At 39.7% G+C, this 18,717-nt stretch carries 14 protein-coding genes; 8 read left to right on the plus strand and 6 right to left on the minus strand.

Going from position 1 to position 18,717, the window contains the following annotated elements; genetic code table 11:
• Window positions 1-19: 19 nt before the first annotated feature.
• A complete protein-coding gene (locus Q0N70_RS08960) occupies window positions 20-1,324 on the minus strand; it encodes an ABC transporter substrate-binding protein (protein WP_294015957.1) in 1,305 nt (434 codons plus the stop codon).
• A gap of 283 nt (window positions 1,325-1,607) precedes the next feature.
• Here Q0N70_RS08960 and Q0N70_RS08965 point away from each other — a divergent pair, with 283 nt between their 5' ends.
• The 7 genes from Q0N70_RS08965 (at window position 1,608) to Q0N70_RS08995 (ending at window position 8,897) form a co-directional block, all read left to right on the plus strand.
• Entirely contained in the window at window positions 1,608-4,034 is a 2,427-nt protein-coding gene (locus Q0N70_RS08965) for a N,N'-diacetylchitobiose phosphorylase (protein ID WP_294015958.1), read from the plus strand.
• Between the two features lie 85 nt (window positions 4,035-4,119).
• Complete coding sequence (pyrE, locus tag Q0N70_RS08970) at window positions 4,120-4,806, plus strand: orotate phosphoribosyltransferase (RefSeq protein ID WP_294015959.1); 687 nt, start codon at window positions 4,120-4,122, stop codon at window positions 4,804-4,806.
• Between the two features lie 72 nt (window positions 4,807-4,878).
• Window positions 4,879-5,649, plus strand: coding sequence for an ABC transporter substrate-binding protein (locus tag Q0N70_RS08975; RefSeq protein ID WP_294015960.1), 771 nt, complete (start codon window positions 4,879-4,881; stop codon window positions 5,647-5,649).
• An 8-nt stretch (window positions 5,650-5,657) separates the two neighbouring features.
• Window positions 5,658-6,626 (plus strand): iron ABC transporter permease, encoded by a 969-nt coding sequence (locus Q0N70_RS08980; RefSeq protein WP_294015961.1) that lies wholly within the window; start codon window positions 5,658-5,660, stop codon window positions 6,624-6,626.
• Window positions 6,614-7,384, plus strand: coding sequence for an ABC transporter ATP-binding protein (locus tag Q0N70_RS08985; RefSeq protein WP_294015962.1), 771 nt, complete (start codon window positions 6,614-6,616; stop codon window positions 7,382-7,384). Before Q0N70_RS08980 ends, Q0N70_RS08985 begins: the two co-directional genes overlap by 13 nt.
• A gap of 44 nt (window positions 7,385-7,428) precedes the next feature.
• Complete coding sequence (locus Q0N70_RS08990) at window positions 7,429-8,175, plus strand: RluA family pseudouridine synthase (protein ID WP_294015963.1); 747 nt, start codon at window positions 7,429-7,431, stop codon at window positions 8,173-8,175.
• Window positions 8,176-8,246: 71 nt separating this feature from the next.
• A complete protein-coding gene (locus Q0N70_RS08995; RefSeq protein ID WP_294015964.1) occupies window positions 8,247-8,897 on the plus strand; it encodes an AAA family ATPase in 651 nt (216 codons plus the stop codon).
• Here the strand turns inward: Q0N70_RS08995 and Q0N70_RS09000 are convergent.
• From Q0N70_RS09000 to Q0N70_RS09020, 5 genes are all read right to left on the minus strand, one after another.
• Entirely contained in the window at window positions 8,892-10,157 is a 1,266-nt protein-coding gene (locus tag Q0N70_RS09000; protein WP_294015965.1) for a hemolysin family protein, read from the minus strand. The genes Q0N70_RS08995 and Q0N70_RS09000 overlap by 6 nt on opposite strands.
• The gene (locus Q0N70_RS09005; RefSeq protein WP_294015966.1) at window positions 10,154-11,428 is read right to left on the minus strand and encodes a hemolysin family protein; all 1,275 of its coding nucleotides are present in this window, start codon (window positions 11,426-11,428) and stop codon (window positions 10,154-10,156) included. Before Q0N70_RS09005 ends, Q0N70_RS09000 begins: the two co-directional genes overlap by 4 nt.
• Window positions 11,428-12,411, minus strand: coding sequence for a thioredoxin family protein (locus tag Q0N70_RS09010; RefSeq protein ID WP_294015967.1), 984 nt, complete (start codon window positions 12,409-12,411; stop codon window positions 11,428-11,430). Before Q0N70_RS09010 ends, Q0N70_RS09005 begins: the two co-directional genes overlap by 1 nt.
• Window positions 12,412-12,427: 16 nt before the next feature.
• Window positions 12,428-16,363 carry a phosphoribosylformylglycinamidine synthase gene (locus tag Q0N70_RS09015; RefSeq protein WP_294015968.1) on the minus strand — a complete coding sequence of 1,312 codons (3,936 nt, stop codon included), beginning with the start codon at window positions 16,361-16,363 and terminating at the stop codon, window positions 12,428-12,430.
• 160 nt (window positions 16,364-16,523) lie between these two features.
• Window positions 16,524-17,000, minus strand: coding sequence for a hypothetical protein (locus tag Q0N70_RS09020; protein WP_294015970.1), 477 nt, complete (start codon window positions 16,998-17,000; stop codon window positions 16,524-16,526).
• Window positions 17,001-17,169: 169 nt separating this feature from the next.
• Between Q0N70_RS09020 and Q0N70_RS09025 the strand changes: the two genes are divergently transcribed.
• Window positions 17,170-18,714 (plus strand): phosphatidylserine/phosphatidylglycerophosphate/cardiolipin synthase family protein, encoded by a 1,545-nt coding sequence (locus tag Q0N70_RS09025; protein ID WP_294015972.1) that lies wholly within the window; start codon window positions 17,170-17,172, stop codon window positions 18,712-18,714.
• Window positions 18,715-18,717 lie beyond the last annotated feature (3 nt).

Raw genomic sequence — 18,717 nt, forward strand, 5'->3', positions numbered from 1 at the left:
GGCACAAATATTTATGTTATTACAAAGAAAGTGAAAGTGTTGAAGAAACCTGAGCCTTGAAGTCATCAAGAGCCTGCTGCTTTGTTTTTTCTCCGTTTACATAAGCCGCAGTTTCCTCTGCAAAAATAGACTCAATTGCCTGATCTGTTCCCTGTGAAAGCTTTCCGTTTACAGATTCAGCCATCTGCGCAAAAGCAGAGTAATGATTTTGTCCTGCAAGGTAAGGGTCTGCATAGCTGTCTTTGATTTTTTCAACAACATTTTTGTTTGAAACAACATCACCTGTATCTTTTGCCCAAGCCTCAAGGAAAGCGTCATCTGTTGCAATGTATTTTATAAGTTCTTTTGCGGCATTAGGATTTTTTGTTCCTTTCCATGCGCCAACCCAAGTTCCGCCCCAGCGATAGCCTACAGGACCTGCGCACATTGCCCAGTCTCCAGCAGATTCAGGAGCATTTGTCTTAAGAACATAATGAAGTCCCCAAGTTGGAAGGAAATAGCTGAATACTTCTTTATTCTTTCCAGCTTCGTCTTTAAAAGTTCCTTTCATTCCTGCAAACCAGCCTTCCGACCATTGATTTACACGGCCTTCATAGCCTTTATCATGCAAAGTTTTGCACATATCCATGTAGTCGTACATTTTCTGGTCAATAACAAGCTTGTCATCAACAACCCAAGGAGATGCGCGGCCTGCGCTGTAAGGCTTAAACATATCGCCAGTTGAAGAAACAACATAGCAGTCGCCATTTGATTTCTGCTTTAAAAGTTCTGCAGTTTCAAGGAATTTGTCCCAGTTAGCAAGATGTTTCTGAACTTCGGCTGGATCATCTGTTCCAAGATATTTTTTTGCAAGCGAGCGGCGGTAGAAAACTGCGCCCGGAGTAACTTGCCACGACATTCCGTAAACTTTTCCGTTGTAAGTTCCAACTTCTACAGGATAAGGATAAACTTTGTCTTTTACTTCGTTGTAAATGTCTGTAATGTCAAGCAAAAGACCTGATTCAATGTATTTGCGCACAAAAGCATCTTCAAGAGCAAAAACATCAGGGCAGCCGGAACCAGATGCCAAAACAGGGTCAAGTTTATTCGGAAACTGATCTGTCGGTGTAAGTGAATATGAAATTTCATATTTTCCTGCAAAGCGCGAATCTTTCTGGAAATAATTTTTTATCATTCCGTCCAGCTCGTCCGTAAAAGACCAGACTACAAGCTTATTGTTTGCATCTGACTTTCCCTGAGGCGCTTTATCTTTAGAGCACCCCCCCCCGATAAAAGCAAAAGCTCCGATCATTGCCGCAGAAATAACTGCAAAAGTTCTCTTCATAAGTTCCTCCATTTTAACTTTATGAAAAATATTAGCCGGAAAAAAATCCAGCTTGCCTAAATAGAAATACCGGCCGCCAAGAAGGACGTGTGAAGTTAATCACATGGCAACCGGTTTCCTAAAAATTAGGCTAACACCGTTTCTTTTATTTGTCAAACAAAAAATTCATTTTTTTTATAAATTCTTACAATTTTTCTAAAACTTTCGTTTCCACAGAAAATTCTATTCTACTAAATGCAAAAATTCATTATGATTTGAAAAAGCAAATTTTACGGAGAACAAAATGCAATACGGATATTTTGACGATGAAGCCAAAGAATACGTTGTTACACGTCCAGACACACCGACTTCCTGGAGTAACTATCTTGGCTCAACTGAATATGGAGCTGTCATAACAAACAATGCCGGTGGCTACGGATTCTACAAGTCTGGAGCGCAGGGAAGATTTATGCGCCTTAGATTCAATTCAATTCCAACGGATCAGCCTGGCCGCTATTTTTACTTGCGCGACATGGAATCCGGAGACTACTGGTCAGCTTCATGGCAGCCTGTAGGAAAACCTTTGGACAAATTTAAAAGCGAATGTCGCCACGGAACCGCATACACAAAAATCACTTCTGAATACGAAGGAATCAAGTCTGAAACGAAATACTATGTTCCGCTCGGACAAACATTTGAATACTGGCGTTTAAAAGTTACAAACACCGGCAGCAAAAAACGCAAGCTCCGCGCATTCAGCTACTGCGAATTTTCAAATCAGTGGAACACGACGCAAGACCAAGTAAATTTGCAGTATTCAATTTTCATTGTTAAGGGTGAAAAATCCGCGCCAAATATGCTGCGTTATTCAATACACGAAAATCTTTATATTCAGCATCAGAAAAATCCAGCGGTCAACGACTACATGAGCGAATGGATGGCTCTTGCCGGCGCGCCAATGACAGGATTCGACATAAGCCGTGAAGCATTTATCGGAACTTACGGAAGCTACAAAGAGCCAGCGGCAGTTTTAAAAGGCGAATGTTCAAATTCAGAAGCGTTCGGAGACAATTCTTGCGGAACAGTTCAGGCTGACCTTGAATTGAATCCGGGAGAAACAAAAGAAATCATGGTTCTCCTTGGAATCGGAGACGCAAATGTTGAAGGCAAGAAAACTGTAGAAGAATTTGGAACATTTGAACGCGCAGATAAAGAATTTAAAAAGCTTGTAAAAAACTGGCATTCAAAGCTAGACAGTTTTTCAACAGTTACGCCAGACGAAGACATAAACCACACAGTGAATATGTGGGGACTTTACAACTGCCTTATAACATTCGCCTGGTCAAGAGCAGCATCTTTGGTTTACAACGGAGAACGCGACGGACTTGGCTACAGAGATTCAGTTCAGGATATTCTTGGAGTAAGCGCGGCAATTCCACAGGAAGCAGAAGAACGTCTTGTTCGGCTTTTAAGCGGACAGTTCTCAAACGGAGGAGCATTACCTGTAATCAGCAAGGATTTTGAAGCCGGAAAACAAAAAATGATTCCAGCAGAGGAATTCCGCTCAGACGATTGCCAGTGGTTCTTTAACGCAGTGCCTTGTTTTGTCGCAGAAACTGGAAACTTTGATTTCTTTAACCGCGTAGTTCCTTATGCAGACAAAGGCGAAGCCACAGTTTACGGACATTTAAAGCAGGCTCTTTTGTTCAACCTTGAGCGCATGGGAAAAGACGGACTTCCATGCGGACTTCTTGCCGACTGGAACGACTGCCTTAAGCTTGGCTACCATGGAGAAAGCCTTTTTGTTGCATTCCAGCTTAGACTCGGACTTACAACTTATACCGATATTTCAAAACGCCTCGGAAAAAATGACGAAGCTGAATGGGCTTTGAGCGAGCGCAAAAAGCTCGATGAAAACATCCAGAAAAAATGCTGGGATGGAAAATGGTTTATCTGGGCAATCGCAGAAGACGGAACAGTTTACGGAACTCAGTCAATCGAAGAAGGACAGATTTACTTCAACACGCAAGTATGGTCAGTTCTTTCAGGAGCGGCAACTCCAGACCAAGTAAAAACCTGCCTTGAATCTGTAAAAGAAAAACTTGCAACACCTTATGGACTTATGCTTTGCGCGCCGCCATTTATCTATGCAAGCCGCGACATAATGAGCTCAGTTGTATATCTTCCGGGAATCAAAGAAAACGCCGGAATTTTCAACCACACTCAAGGCTGGGGAGTTATCGCTGAAATCATGAACGGAAACGGCGACAGAGCTTATGAATATTGCAAAGCCGCGCTTCCAGCCGCATACAACACAAAGGCAGAAATCCGCCAGAGCGAGCCTTATGTTATCGGTCAGACAACTTATTCTACATATTCAAAGCGTCCGGGCAACACAAGAGTTTCATGGCTTTCTGGAGCTGCAACTTGGAACTATTATTCAATCACGCAGTATATGCTTGGAATTCGCCCGCAGTACAACGGACTTTTGATTGATCCGTGCATTAAGCATGACTGGGACGGATTTAAAGTTGAACGTCGCTGGAGAAAAATGAATCTTCACATTGAAGTTAAAAATCCTTCGCACATTTCAAAAGGAATTGAATATATTGAAGTAGACGGAAAACGCATAAATTCTTCTACAATTCCAGCTGAAATTCTAAAAGACGGAAGCAAAATAATTGCCGTAATGGGCAAAAATGCGCTTTCTGTAGAAAACGAGCGTATGTAAAATAATTAACTAACGATAGTTGTATTAAAACTATCGTTAGTTAATGGCATTAATTTTCAAACTAACCAATTCAAGGAAATTTCTTATGGAACAATACAAAAAAGACTTTATAGATTTTATGGTTGAATGCAACGTGCTTAAATTCGGCTCATTTACACTCAAAAGCGGAAGAAAATCTCCATTTTTTATGAACGCAGGAGCATACACAACAGGAAGCCAGCTTGCACGCCTCGGAGAATTCTATGCAAAAGCAATCCACGATAATTTTGGAGACGATTTTGATGTTTTGTTTGGACCAGCATACAAAGGAATTCCTTTAGCCGTAACAACAGCAATCGCGTACCACAGCCTTTATGGAAAAGAAATCAAATACTGCTCAGACAGAAAAGAAGAAAAAGATCACGGCGCAGACAAAGGCTCTTTGCTAGGATACAAAATTCAAGACGGCGACCGGGTTGTTATAATAGAAGACGTTACAACTTCCGGAAAGTCAATTGAAGAAACTTACCCAAAAATCAAAGCACAGGAAACAGTCTCAGGCGGAATAAAAATTGTAGGCGAAATTGTAAGCTTAAACCGCATGGAAAAAGCTCCCGACAGCACAAAAGCCGCCCTCGATGTCATAACAGAAAAATACGGATTTCCTGCACGTGCAATAGTTTCAATGGCAGATGTTGTTGAATGCTTATACACAAATGGCGACAAAAAAATCATTACTGACGAAATAAAAAAAGAAATTGACGCATATTACAATGAATGGGGCGCAAAATAATTGAATTTTCAAGTTAAAAAATTAAAATTCTTTGCATTTTTCGCATTAATTTCAATCTGTACCCTTTTATCATTGGGTGCAGAAGATAAATTTTCACCGCAAAAAATAGTATGCCTTTCACCTTCAGGGGCAGAAATATTATGCGCCTTAGACAGTTTTGACAAAATAAAAGCAAGAACAGACTACTGCGACTACCCGGAAGAGTTAAAAAAATTGCCTTCAGTTGGCGGATTCGACGGAAAAACTTTAAGCATTGAAACAATACTGGCATATTCCCCGGATTTTGTTTACGGCTCGCAAGGAATGCACGATTTTTTGAAAAAGCCCCTTGAAAATCTAGGCATAAAAGTTTTTTTAAGCAACGCCGCAAACGGAATTTCCCAGACAAAGCAAGAAATCCTTTATATTGCAACTCTTCTTGAAAAACAGATTGAAGGGAAAAAAATCGTCGAACACATAGAACAGCAGATAAATTCTGTACCCAAATCTGCTCCCATAAAAACTGTTTACTACGAAGTCTGGAATGAACCTTTTATGACAGCAGGAAAATCTTCTTTTATAAATGAGCTTTTAGAAGCAGCAGGCTACAAAAATGTATTCGATTCAATAAAAGAAAGCTATCCAATGATAAGCGAAGAATCAATTATCGCAAGCCAGCCACAAATAATAATCTTGCCAGATGCAAATGACATAACCCCGCAAGATATAAAAATGCGCCGAGGCTGGAACAAAATACCGGCTGTAAAAAACAATGCAATTTTTACCATAAATGCTGATTTAATTTCAAGGCCAGGTCTTAGAATAGGAGAAGCTGTGCTTGCATTAAGCAAACTGACAAATTAAAGCATTAAATGAAAAAAGCCTCACTGTTTATAATATTAGCAGCAAGCATATTTTTCTCTTTAATTTTTGGAGCTGAGCAAATAAAGGTTACAGAACTATTCTGTAATGGTGACAGTTTTTCCAAAATAATATTTTTTAACATAAGGCTTCCACGCACAATTCTTTGTCTTATCGCAGGCATAACGCTAGCTGGAAGCGGCTCTGTATTTCAGCTGTTTTTTAGAAATCCGCTTGCAGAACCCGGAATAATGGGAGTTTCATCTGGCGCAACATTAGGCGCAGTCTTAGCTTCTTGCATAGGAATTTTCAATACAACTTTTTTTTCGTCCTTGCAGCTCGGCTCTTTTTTAGGCGCGCTTATATCTGGAATCATTGTAATAGCCATTGCCGGGAAAAAATCACCGTCAACACTGTTGCTTTGCGGAACTGCGCTTGGCACACTGTATTCCGCATTCAGCTCAATTTTACTTTCTTTAAATGACAGGCAACTTCATTCTATTTATATGTGGATGTTAGGAAGCTTTAGCGGAAGAGGCTGGGAAGAAATTTTGTTTATTCTGCCACCATTTTTGGGTGCAGTTGCAATCTTTTGCCGTTGCATATTCAAGCTGGACATTCTTTCCTGTGGAGAAATAAATGCCATTTCACTAGGGCTTTCTGTAAAAAAACTTCAGCTTATAATTTTAATTTCTGGAGCTCTTGCAGTTTCTGCGGCAGTATGCGCTGGCGGCACAATAGGATTTGTAGGCTTGATTGCGCCTCATATAACACGAAAAATTTTTGGAGCAAAGGCAAAAACTGTAGTTCCTCTTTCAATGGTTACAGGCGCTTCAATCCTGCTTATTTCTGACACCATTTGCAGAACCGTAATCGCACCGGCAGAACTTCCAGTGGGTACAGTTACAGCAATACTTGGCGCGCCATTTTTTATTTCACTTTTGTTTTCAAAAAAAAGAGGTACAGAATGGACGAACTAAAAGTGCGCAACCTCAATGCCGGCTGGAATAAAAAGCAAATTCTTTTTAACATAAATCTTTCTATAAAAAAAGGAGAATTTGTCTGCCTTTCAGGGCCAAACGGAAGCGGAAAATCAACATTGCTTTCAATAATGGCAGGGGTACAGACAGAGCCAGTTTTTGGAAACATAAAAGAATCTGTACCCATTTCTTGCCTTACCATAAGACAAAGAGCAAAAACTGTATCCTATATGCAGCAAAAAGAATTTCCTGTCTGGGATTACAGTGTAAAAGACATTGTTCTTACAGGAAGATTTCCGCATACAAACTTCACTGGATTCTATTCAAAAACTGACTTTTATGCGGCAGACAAAGCCATAGAACAGCTTAATATAGAAAATTTGACAAGCAAAAGCATTCTGGAACTTTCAGGCGGAGAATTTCAAAAGGCCAGAATTGCAAGAGCTATTGCGCAAGAAACAGATTTCATGCTTTTAGATGAGCCAGTAGCCGGACTTGATTTTACTTACCAAGAGGAGCTTTTGTCCCTTTTAAAATCAATTGTAAAAGAAAAAAATACTGGAATTCTTATTTCAATTCACGACATAAACACAGCCGCAAGGTTTGCACAAAAAATTGCGTTGCTCCCAAAATTCAAGCCTTGCATCTATGGAACTCCAGAACAAATAATGACAAAAGAAAATCTTTCCGCAGCATATAATGCAAACATAGAAATCTGTACCCATCCAGTTTACAAAACACCTTTGGCAGTCTTTTAAAAAACGCTCTTGGTAAAAAACAGAAAATCCGCTAAAATACTTTTATGAAAACAACTCCAAGCTACACAGTAATTTACAGCGACGATGAAATTGTAGTGCTGAATAAAAAAAGCGGACTTTTAGTTGCCGCAGATAGATATGATGCTGAAGCTCCACGGTTGGATCTTCTTGCTGAAAAAGAATTCGGAAGCCTTTTTGCAGTGCACAGAATTGACAAGGACACAAGCGGAATTGTAGTTTACGCAAAAACTCCAGAAGCCCACAGAAATATTTCAATGCAGTTTACAGAAAGAACTGTAAAAAAAACATATCATTGCCTTGTAAACGGGCATCCAACTTGGAACAATTTTACTGTGGATCTTCCGCTTCTTCCAGATGGAGATGACAGGCACAGAACTGTAATCAACAAGAAATTTGGAAAACCGTCTGTAACTTATCTTGAAGTTGCGGGAAACTGCGGACCTTACACTTGGATAAAGGCGTTTCCAAAAACTGGAAGAACCCATCAAATCCGCGCGCATCTTCAGTCCACGGGATTTCCAATTGTATGTGATCCGCTTTATTCAGGAAATCAAAAACCTGTCCGGCTTAGCGACATCAAGCGAAAATGGAACGGAGATGTTTATGAAGAACGTCCGCTTTTAAACAGGCTTGCGCTTCATGCTTATTCAATTGAAATTACGCATCCAAAAACAGGCGAGCAAGTTGTTTTTACAGCTCCTTATCCAAAAGACCTTGACGCAGTAAGAAATCAACTTGCAAAAATTTTCAAAGTAGATCCTCTAGCATAAAAAACTTAAAAAAAATTTATGCGATTCCTAAAAAACTATGATAAAATATAAAAAATAACAGGAGGACAAAAATGAAAAAATACATAACTATAAGCCGTGAATATGGCAGCGGCGGACATACAATCGGAAGTATCGTGGCAAAAGAACTTGGAATTCCTTTTTACGATAACGAAATAATTGACCTTGCAGCAAAAGATTCCGGACTTCATCCTGATTTTATAAAAAAGAATGAGCAAAACATTTCTTCTGGCTGGCTTTACACGCTTTTGCTTGGAGCAAGTTACGCCACACCGGGAACAGGCACAATGCATCTTGGAATGAACTCCGCAACATCAGCAGCTCCTCTTGCCGACCAAGTTTTCAATGCGCAAAGAAACGCAATTATTCAGCTTGCAAAAAAAGGACCTTGCGTTATTGTCGGACGCTGTTCAGATTATGTTTTGCGCCACTGTGAGGAAATCGACAGAAAAGATATTTTGAATATTTTTATTTATGCGCCGCTTGCTGACAAAGTTAAGTACGCAATAAAAACAAAAGGACTTGATCCTGCCACAGCGGAACGCGATGTAAAGCTCATAGACAAAAGAAGAGCAAACCATTACAACACATTTACAGAACGCACTTGGGGAAATAGAGCGCACTACGATATGCTTATAAACAGTTCTCTCCTCGGAATGGAAAAAACTGCGCAGATGATTGCACAAATTGCAAAGGAATCATAACCTGATTCTTACAGTCTGAATACGACGGGCGCTTTGATCTTCAACAATGAAAAGTGTCCCGTCTTTTTTATATACAGAGCCTACAGCCGGAAGCTCGTCAAACCGCTCAAGAAGCCAGCCGCCTAAAGTATCAAAATTTTCACTTGAAAGATTCATGTAAAGCACATTATTCAAATCGTCAAGTTTCATGTCTCCAGGAACAAGAAATTCATTCACGCCAACAAGTGTTATGCGTTTTTCAGGAGGAACATCCGCCATTCCATGCTCATCTGTAATTCTTCCAAAAACTTCGTGCAGAATATTGTCCAAAGTTACAATTCCAGTCATTTCACCATATTCATTTACAGCAACTGCAAAATTGTTTTTTTCCGCCTTGAATTTCTTTAAAAGCTCAATTGCGCTTAAAGTCTCCGGCACAAAAAGAACCGGCCGCATACACTGGCGAACAAAATCCTTGCAAGAACAAATTTTTTTATCAGCAAAAAGAACATCCTTAAAATAGAGCACGCCAACAATTTCTTCACTGTCATTCTTATAAACCAGAATTCTTGAGTAGCCGGTTTCTTCAAAAATTTTTATGACATCTTCAAAAGAATCCGCCTCATAAATATGGCGCACAAGGGAACGATGCCGCATTATATTGTGAACGCGCAAATCAGAAAATTCAAAAATCCGCTCAAGCATTTTGCGCTCGTCCTGCTCCAGCGTGCCTTCGTTTTCCCCGATTGCAATAAGCGCTTTCAGTTCTTCTTCTGTAATCAACGGACGTTTTGCCTTTATAAGTTTTTTTTCAAGAAAGTCAAGAAGCTTTGTAAACTGAAAGAAAAGCCAGATTACAGGAAAAAATATTTTCTGAATAATCAGAATCGGAACTGCGGAATTTTGCGCCACAGTTTTCTGATTAAAGCTCGCAAACGTCTTTGGAATTATTTCAGCAAAAACAATAACTAAAATTGTAATTGCGGCAGTGGCAAAAGAAACATATTCCGCCCCGAAAACTTTTATTGCAAAAGCCGTAGCAATTGAAGAGTTCAGTGTGTTTACAAAATTCGTTCCTATTAAAACTGTTGAAATAAGCTGATCAAGCTCCGATTTTATTTTGTAAACTCTTATTGAATTTTTTGCGTTTTCCTTGAGCATTTGCCTTACAGAAATTCTTGAAATGCTGGTAAACGCAGTTTCTGTCGCTGAAAAAAATGCGCCCAAAAACAAAAGAAATGCAATTGCAAAAAGATTCAAAAGAATATAAGGCACGCTCATTTTTTTTCTCCGTCTTTCTGCATTTTGATTTTTTTTACGCGGTTGTCTTCCATTTTTATTACTGTGAATTTATATCCTTCCGCAACAATGAAGTTTCCTTCCTGCGGAATAGAACCAAGTTTTTCGCAAATAAAGCCGCCTATAGTTTCGCAGTTTTCAGAAGAAAGATTTATTCCAAGTTTTTCATTTAAATCAATAAGACGCGCAAAACCGTCAAGCTCGCATTCATTAGTATTTTCAATTATAAGATTTGCTTTATGCGCGCGGATGTTTTTTCCATCTGTAACAGGACCGAAAATTTCACGGACAATGTCTTCTCTTGTTAAAATTCCGTAAGTTCCAGAATATTCATCAATTACAACCGCCATGCTCTGCCTGTTTTCCCAAAGCATTTGCTGAACACCGGACATTTTTTTTGTTTCAAGAATGAAAAGGGGAGGGCGCATTGTTTTTTGCACGCTAAATTCTGAAGTTCTGTTTTTAAACGACAGCATATCTTTTATATAGATAATTCCCACAATATCATCAATGTCTTTTTTATAAACAGGAAACCGGGAAAAACCAGAACGCTGGGCTTTTTCAATAATGTCGGAATAAGAATCATTTACACTTACGGCTTTGATTTGCTTGCGCGGAATCATAATGTCTTTTGCCTCAAGGTCAGTGAACTTAAAAACCTGCGACATCATGTTTTTTTCATTTATTTTTAAAATTCCCTGCTCGCATCCAACATCCAAAAAAGTTTTTATTTCTTCTTCAGTGTAAGAAACTTTTTTTGGATTTACATTGATTTTTAAAGCTTTAAGCACAAGCCTTGAAAAAGAAGTGAAAACAATTACAAGCGGAAAAAGAAGAGTTTCAATAATCTGAACAAAAAAACTAAAGAAAAACGCGACAGCTTCCGGGTGATGAGTTGCGATAATTTTCGGTGTAATTTCACCAAAAACCAAAAGCAAAATTGTTACTGCAAAAGTCGCAAGCCCGATTCCAGCCGAACCAAAAAGTCCGACCGCTATAAAAGTAAAAACCGCAGAAAGGGCAATGTTGACAATGTTGTTTCCAACAAGAAGCGTGTTTATAAGTCTGTCTTTATTTTTAAGAAGATTCCATACACGGATTGCGCGTTTGTCTTGCTTTCCACGCAAAAGCCGCACACGGAGCTTGTTAACTGAAAAAAATGCGCTTTCCGCGGCAGAAAAAATTGTTGAAAGAACAATAAGAACTACCGCAGTTGCCAATAGCGCAGGCAAAGGAACAGCCAGAGAATCCACTACTTTTGGTTCTCCTGACTTTCTTTTATTGCTGAAAATTTGCGCACAGTTTCCAATGCCTTTAAAATTTCCTCTGAATATCCGCCTTCAGTTTTTATGCTGTAAGCTTTTTCCAAGCACTGCTGAACACGCTCAAAATCAATATCCGGCAAATTTACAAGAACATAAGCCGCCATATACATAGCTTCCTGACGCTGCAAATCTGAAAGGGAAGTTTTTTCTGCAATCTGCTCAAAAGGCTCGGCGGGATCTTTTCCTTCTGCAAATGCTTCAAGCGATTTATTGTAAGCGTTGCGGACTTCGTAAGCACCCAAAAGTCCTGTTGAATCCTGTTTATCAAGAACAATAAATTCCTGAATCAAATCTTTTAAAAGGAAACAATGTTCTTGACTTGTATTTTCAACCAGCTCATTTATAGCCTGCGCTTTTTCTATTCCGGAAGAATTTTCAACTTTTTCAACCAAGGCTTTTGTCTTTAAAGCTTCCTGCCCGGCATCTTTCATTTTTGCAGAATACTCTTCAAAAGTACATTCAGGCTTTTCTTCAAAATCAACAGAAGCCAAAACATATCCGTCTTTTGAAACAAGATATGCGCATGGCCATTTGCGGACATTGTAATAGCGCGCAAGCAATTCCTTTTTTTCGTAGGATTCTTTAATTTCCGCAGCCGCTTTCAATTCATCTTCGGAAGCATTTTCTGGAACATTTGTCTTTGCATATTCAGTTTGAGAAAAATCCAAATTCGCAAAAACATATTTTTTTCCAAATTCGTCTGAAAAGTCTTTTGTTAAAACAATTTTTTCCTTAAAAGGCTTGCTTGTTTCCGCCCAGTCATCTCCGCTGAACAAAAGATAAATATCTTTCTTCTGCTTTTTGGCAGCTTCCTTTGCAGAATCAAAATCCGAATACCACTTTGGCGCGCCGCATGAAACAAGAAGAAATACCGCTGTAAGAACAGCAATAAAAATTCCATGTCTTTTCATTTTTCTATCCATTAAATTAGTTAAAATATCTTATTCCAGCCGCAAAAATATTTTGGCAAGAACTTTCGTTTGAATCCATTCCTGCAATATTTTTTATAAGGTCAATGCTTGAGCCGCCTTTATCTGTGCCCATTGTGCGCTCGTTATGTCCCATTTTTCCAAGAACACGACCGTCCGGACTTGTAAGACCTTCGATTGCAAAAAGGCTTCCGTTAGGATTGTCCGGCTCTATTATTGAAGGAATTCCATTTTCGTCAACATACTGAGTAAAGACCTGTCCGTTTGCAAAAAGTTTTTCCGCAAGCTCTTCAGTGATTACAATGCGTCCTTCTCCATGGCTTACAGGAATAAGGTGAATCTTTGAATTCAAAATACTGGAATCCTGCGCCCAGGGACTTTTTGCGCTGACCATTCTTGTGCGAACAACTCTGCTTATATGCCGTCCGATTCTATTGTAAGTAAGTGTAGGCATATCTGCGGAAGGTTCTTTTATTTCGCCATAAGGAACAAGCCCTGTTTTTATAAGCGCCTGGAAACCGTTGCAAATTCCAAGCACAAGGCCATCGCGTTTTTTTAGCAGCTCCATTATGCTGTCTGCAATTCTGTGCTCGCGGATTACATTGGCAATGTATTTTCCTGAACCGTCCGGCTCATCTCCTGCGCTGAATCCGCCTGCAAAAGCAAGAATCTGCGCCTCGTCAATCTCCGCCTTGAACAAATCCAAGGATTCTGCCAAGTCTTTTGGAGTTCTATTGCGGAACACAACAATTTTTGTTTCGCCGCCATTCAAGTTAAACGCACGCGCCATGTCGTATTCGCAGTTTGTTCCAGGGAAAACAGGAATCACAACTTTTGGCTTTGTTTTTCCGGCTGAATAATCAAACGTAGAAGATTTTTTTCTAGTTTCTTCAAGCGACTCATGCTCTTTCAATGCAAAAGAAGGCAATGGTGGCTGAAGCTCTGCGCCAGAAACTGGAGGAAAAACTTTTTCAAGCTTTGATTCCCAGGCAGATTCAATTTCATCAAGAGAAATTTTTACATCTTCAAGTTCAATGCTAGGCTCGCAAATAGTTTCTCCAATTTTAGAAACTGTTCCTTCAATAAAATCTTTTTCCAAGTCAAGGTCAAAATCCGACTCAACTAAAATTGAACCATAAAGTGGAGTAAACAAATCGCTAACGTCGGCTTCTTTTATTCCAGAGGCGGCTGTGCAGCTTAAAGGAATTGTGTCCAAGGAAACTCCGATTTTATTTCCAAGCGACATTTTGCTCAATCCTTCTGCAATTCCGCCGGCGCAAACCGGGTACATCGCATTTATTTTTTTCTGGCTATTAAACTTGTAAAGCGCGGCAGTGTTTTTCTTGAACACTTCAAAATCCGGAACAAGCTCAGCAGAATATGGAACGCTCACAAGGAAAACTTTGCTTCCCGCTTTTTTGAAAGAGCCGCTCACAACATTTTTTACATCGTCAACATTCACGGCAAAAGAAACCAATGTGTGCGGAACGTTAAGATTTTCAAAAGTTCCAGACATTGAGTCTTTTCCGCCGATTGAGCCAGTTCCCATTGCAAGCTGGGCATCAATAGAACCAAGCAATGCGGCTGCAGGATACCCCCAAGTTTTTTCTGTTACAGCGCGCCCAAAAAATTCCTGGAATGTAAGACGGCAAGTGTCGGTTTTTCCACCTATGCAGGCAATTTTTGCCAAGCTAGAAAGAACTGCAACCTGCGCTCCGTGCCATGCCGACCACTGGGAAACACGAGGATCAAAACCGTAGCTCATAAGGCTGACTGTAGAAGTTTCGTGCGGGGAAACAACTGGAATTTTAGCAGCCATTCCAGCTTCCGGTGTTCCCTGATATTTTCCTCCGTAAGGCATAAGAACAGAACTTGCGCCAATAGAACCGTCAAACCGCTCGCCAAGCCCACGCTGACTGCAGCAAGCCAAATCGTTCATATTGCAAAGCCATGCTTCTTTTATGTCCGGATTTTCTGAATCTTCAAGAAGAATTTTTTCAACTGATTCAAGAGGATGAACCAAAGGAGAATTTTTCTGTTCTGCAGGACTTTCTATTGAAGCAACCGCATGATGCTCAGCTCCGGCTGTATCAAGGAAAGAGCGGTCAATGTCTACAATTGTCTTTCCGCGCCACTTCATTACAAGTTTATTTGTATCTGTAACAACCGCAACTACAACCGCGTTCAAATTCTCTTTATTGCACTCCAAGATGAATTTCTGCGCGTCTTCCTTGCGGACAACAACTGCCATTCTTTCCTGGCTTTCTGAAATTGCAAGCTCTGTCCCGTCAAGACCTTCATATTTTTTTGGAACAGCATCAAGGTTTATATCAAGTCCAGAAGCAAGCTCACCAACCGCAACAGAAACTCCGCCCGCTCCAAAGTCGTTTGAACGGCGAATCATGCGGCACACATCTTTATTTCTAAAAAGACGCTGAATTTTACGCTCTTCAACGGCGTTGCCTTTTTGAACTTCAGCAGCGGCAGTTGCAACAGACTTTACATCGTGAACTTTTGAAGAGCCTGTAGCACCGCCAATTCCGTCGCGTCCAGTTCCGCCTCCAAGAAGAATTACAACATCCCCGGTTTCAGGCTCTTCGCGCATAACCTGATCACAAGGGGCAGCAGCAATAACCGCGCCAAGCTCCATGCGCTTAGCAACATATCCCGGATGATAAACTTCAGAAACCTGACCTGTTGTAAGTCCAATCTGATTTCCGTAAGAAGAAAATCCCTGGGCAGCTTCACGTGTAAGCTTCATCTGCGGAAGTTTTCCAGAAAGCGTCTGGCTTAAAGGAACTGTAGGGTCGGCGGCTCCAGTAACACGCATCGCCTGATAAACCCAGGAACGTCCGGAAAGAGGATCACGGATTGCGCCACCAATACAAGTTGCCGCTCCACCAAAAGGCTCAATCTCTGTAGGATGATTGTGAGTTTCATTTTTAAACTGCAAAAGCCAGCGTTCATCAGGTTCGCCGCTTGTATAATGAACATCTATAAAAACAGAGCAGGCATTTATTTCCGCGCTAACTTCAAGGTCGTCAAGTTTTCCGTGCTTGCGAAGATATTTTGCACCAATGCAGGCCATGTCCATCAAAGTAACAGGCTTGTCTTTGCGGTCGGCATACAAATCCGCACGAACAGCTTTATAATTATCAAACGATTTTTTCAAGGCGGAAGCATAAGGTCCGTCTTCAATTTTTACATCGTCAAGAACTGTAAGGAAGGTTGTGTGGCGGCAATGATCTGACCAGTAAGTATCCAAAACGCGGATTTCTGTAAAGGTTGGATCGCGGTTTATTGACTTAAAGTAATCCTGCATGAATTTAACATCAGCCAAATCCATGGCAAGACCAAGTTCTTTTCTATATGAATCAAGCTCGCTTTCTGACTTTGAAATAAATCCAGATACAACTGCAATATCAGCCGGTGTAATAGAAGACATTTTAAGCGTTGCAGGCTTTGAGCTGTCTGTAAGCCGGCTGTCAACTGGATTTATAAGATACTTCTGGATTTTTAAAACGTCATCCGCGCAAACACTTCCTTCAAGGAAAACAATCTTTGCGCATCTTACAGCAGGCGGCTCTGTTCCGACTTTTGTGGCAGACTTCATTCCTTCACGCAAAAGTGTAAGGCACTGCTCTGCGCTATCCGCACGCTGGTCGTACTGCCCCGGAAGATATTCCCATATAATCTGGGTAACATCAGCAGGAACTTCAAGTGAATCGTAAATAACAAAATCGCTTTGAGGCTCAGAAAAAATTCTTACAGCAGAAGCCTTTGCAACTTCATCCGCGACATTTTCTATGTCATACCGGTTGAAATAACGGACGCCGGTAACTCCACCAATTCCTAAAAAACCTGTAATCTCGGAAAAAATCCGCGCCGCTTCATTCTGAAAACCGGCCTTTCTTTCAACATAGATACGAAACATTCGCATATTTTATAGCAAAACCGCTGTTTGTTCAACGCAACTAAATTTTGAAATGCAGTTTTAACTTTTTTAGAAGCAGATTCCTTTAACAAAAAAAGAGCTCCAGATATTTTACCTGGAGCCTGATAATGACAATAAAATTTAAAACTCGAAATTGAAACTACTTTCTATATGGTTCTGTTGGCTTTTTAGTAACTTTTGTATACTTAGTTGTATCAGTTCCAGATTCGCCTTTCTTTGTGCACTTAAATACCTCAGTCAATTCCGAGCCAGAAATTGTGTAAGTCAATGACCAGTCTGTGCCTTCATCAACAATATCTTCAATCTTGTCATAAGGCCAATCACCTTTTTCATAGTAATAAAATTTGCCGTCTGTTACAGTCAATGTATTTCCGTTAGTTTTAAAATTAACTTCAGTATCTAAGAAATATCCAACAGAAGGAGCAGCTTCATCATCAACATCTTCCTGGTCAAAATATTCGTAGCATTTTGCAGTTGTGTCGCTAGTAAATTCGATGTAAGACTCAGCATATTTTACAGAACCATCATCGTCATCACTGCTAGAATTGCAACCTGCAAATGCAAGCGCAAGAACCATAGCTGCCAATACAGCTGAAATTTTAGCAAACTTTCTCATAAGTTCACTCCTTAAAAAATAGATTCCGCTGAAAAAAAATTCAGCAACGCCTATTGTACCCCCCTCGGGATTTGTCAAGTACTTTGAGGAATTTTTATGAGTTTTTTTCAAAAAATAATTTCCATTAAATTCTGTTGAAAATAAAATGCGGTTTGAATAAATTTATTATATGAAGAAAAAACTAAAGCTTTTTAAGCGTTTTATTTACAGCCGCGTAGTTTTCTGCTTTTTGCTGCTTGCAATGCAGATTTGCATGTATCTGTTTTTCATAATAAAATTTTCTCCTTACTTCTTTTATTTTGCCGGAGTAAACTTGGCGTTAGGCTTTCTTTTTATGGCTTATCTTTCAAACTGCGATGGAAAGAACGAGTTCAAAATCGCATGGCTTTTTCCTACAATGATTTTTCCGTTGTTCGGAATTTCACTTTATGTCTATACAAAAATGGCAACACGGAACTCAAGGCTCAAAAATAAAATTGAACAAAGCGAAATTCAAACTTGGAAATTTGTTCCAAAGTCTGCGGAAACAAAATCAGCATTTCCTGAAATTTCCGACCTTGCATTTTATCTTTACGAGAGCGGCAAATTTCCTGCATACACAGATTCTGATGTTGAATATTTTTCATGCGGGGAAGATTTTTTTCCGGATTTTATGCAGGAACTTAAAAATGCGAAAGAATTTATTTTTCTGGAATTTTTTATAATAACGCCTGATGATTCGTGGCAGAAGATACTTGAAGTCCTAAAGCAAAAAGTCAGTGAAGGCGTAGAAGCCAGAGTTCTTTACGACGGAATAGGCTCTGTGCTTGCGTCCACAAAAGTTTACCATAAATATTTGACAAGCCTTGGAATAAAGTCAAAAATTTATATGCCGCTGACTCCAGTTTTTAACTTGCAGCAAAACAACCGCGACCACAGAAAAATTGCAGTGATTGACGGAAAAATTTCCTACACAGGCGGATTAAATCTTGCAAACGAGTATTTTAACTTTGGGCAGAACAAATTTTCGTACTGGAAAGATTCAGCAGTAAAAATCAGAGGAAACGCGACAAAAACTTATACCGCGCTTTTTCTGCAAATGTGGAATCTTGCAAAATTTCCAGAAAAGAAACTGAATAAAAATTACGAAAAGTTTTTTCCGACAGCACAAGAAAATTCTTGCATCGAAGGTCTTTTAATTCCTTATGCCGACAACGCTTACAACGAAAAAGACATTGCGGAAAATATCTGCCTCTACATTCTGTCAAAGGCAACAAAAAATGTCTGCATAACAACTCCGTACATTATAATCGACAACCAGCTTAAAAGCGCGCTGATTTTTGCGGCAAGCAGAGGAATAAATGTTTCGCTTATTGTTCCTTCCAAGCCTGACCATTTTTTGACATTCTGCATTGGAAAAACTTTTTTAAAGACGCTTGTTGAAAATGGAGTTCATGTTTATCTTTATTTGCCGGGATTTATACATTCAAAGCTTTTTACAAGCGACGGAAAAATAGCGACTGTAGGATCAATAAATCTTGACTACAGAAGCCTTTTCCATCACTTTGAAGACGGACTTCTTATTTACAATAAATCCGTTATAGAAAAAATTCAGCGCGACATTGAGCTTACAAAACTTTCGTGCAAAGAAATGACTTTGGACGACTACAAAAAACTTCCGCTGATTGTAAAAATGCTTGGAAGAATTTTCAGAATATTCGCGCCGCTAGTTTAAAAA

It is taken from the genome of uncultured Treponema sp. (assembly GCF_945873775.1).
In the GTDB taxonomy this organism is placed as follows: domain Bacteria; phylum Spirochaetota; class Spirochaetia; order Treponematales; family Treponemataceae; genus Treponema_D.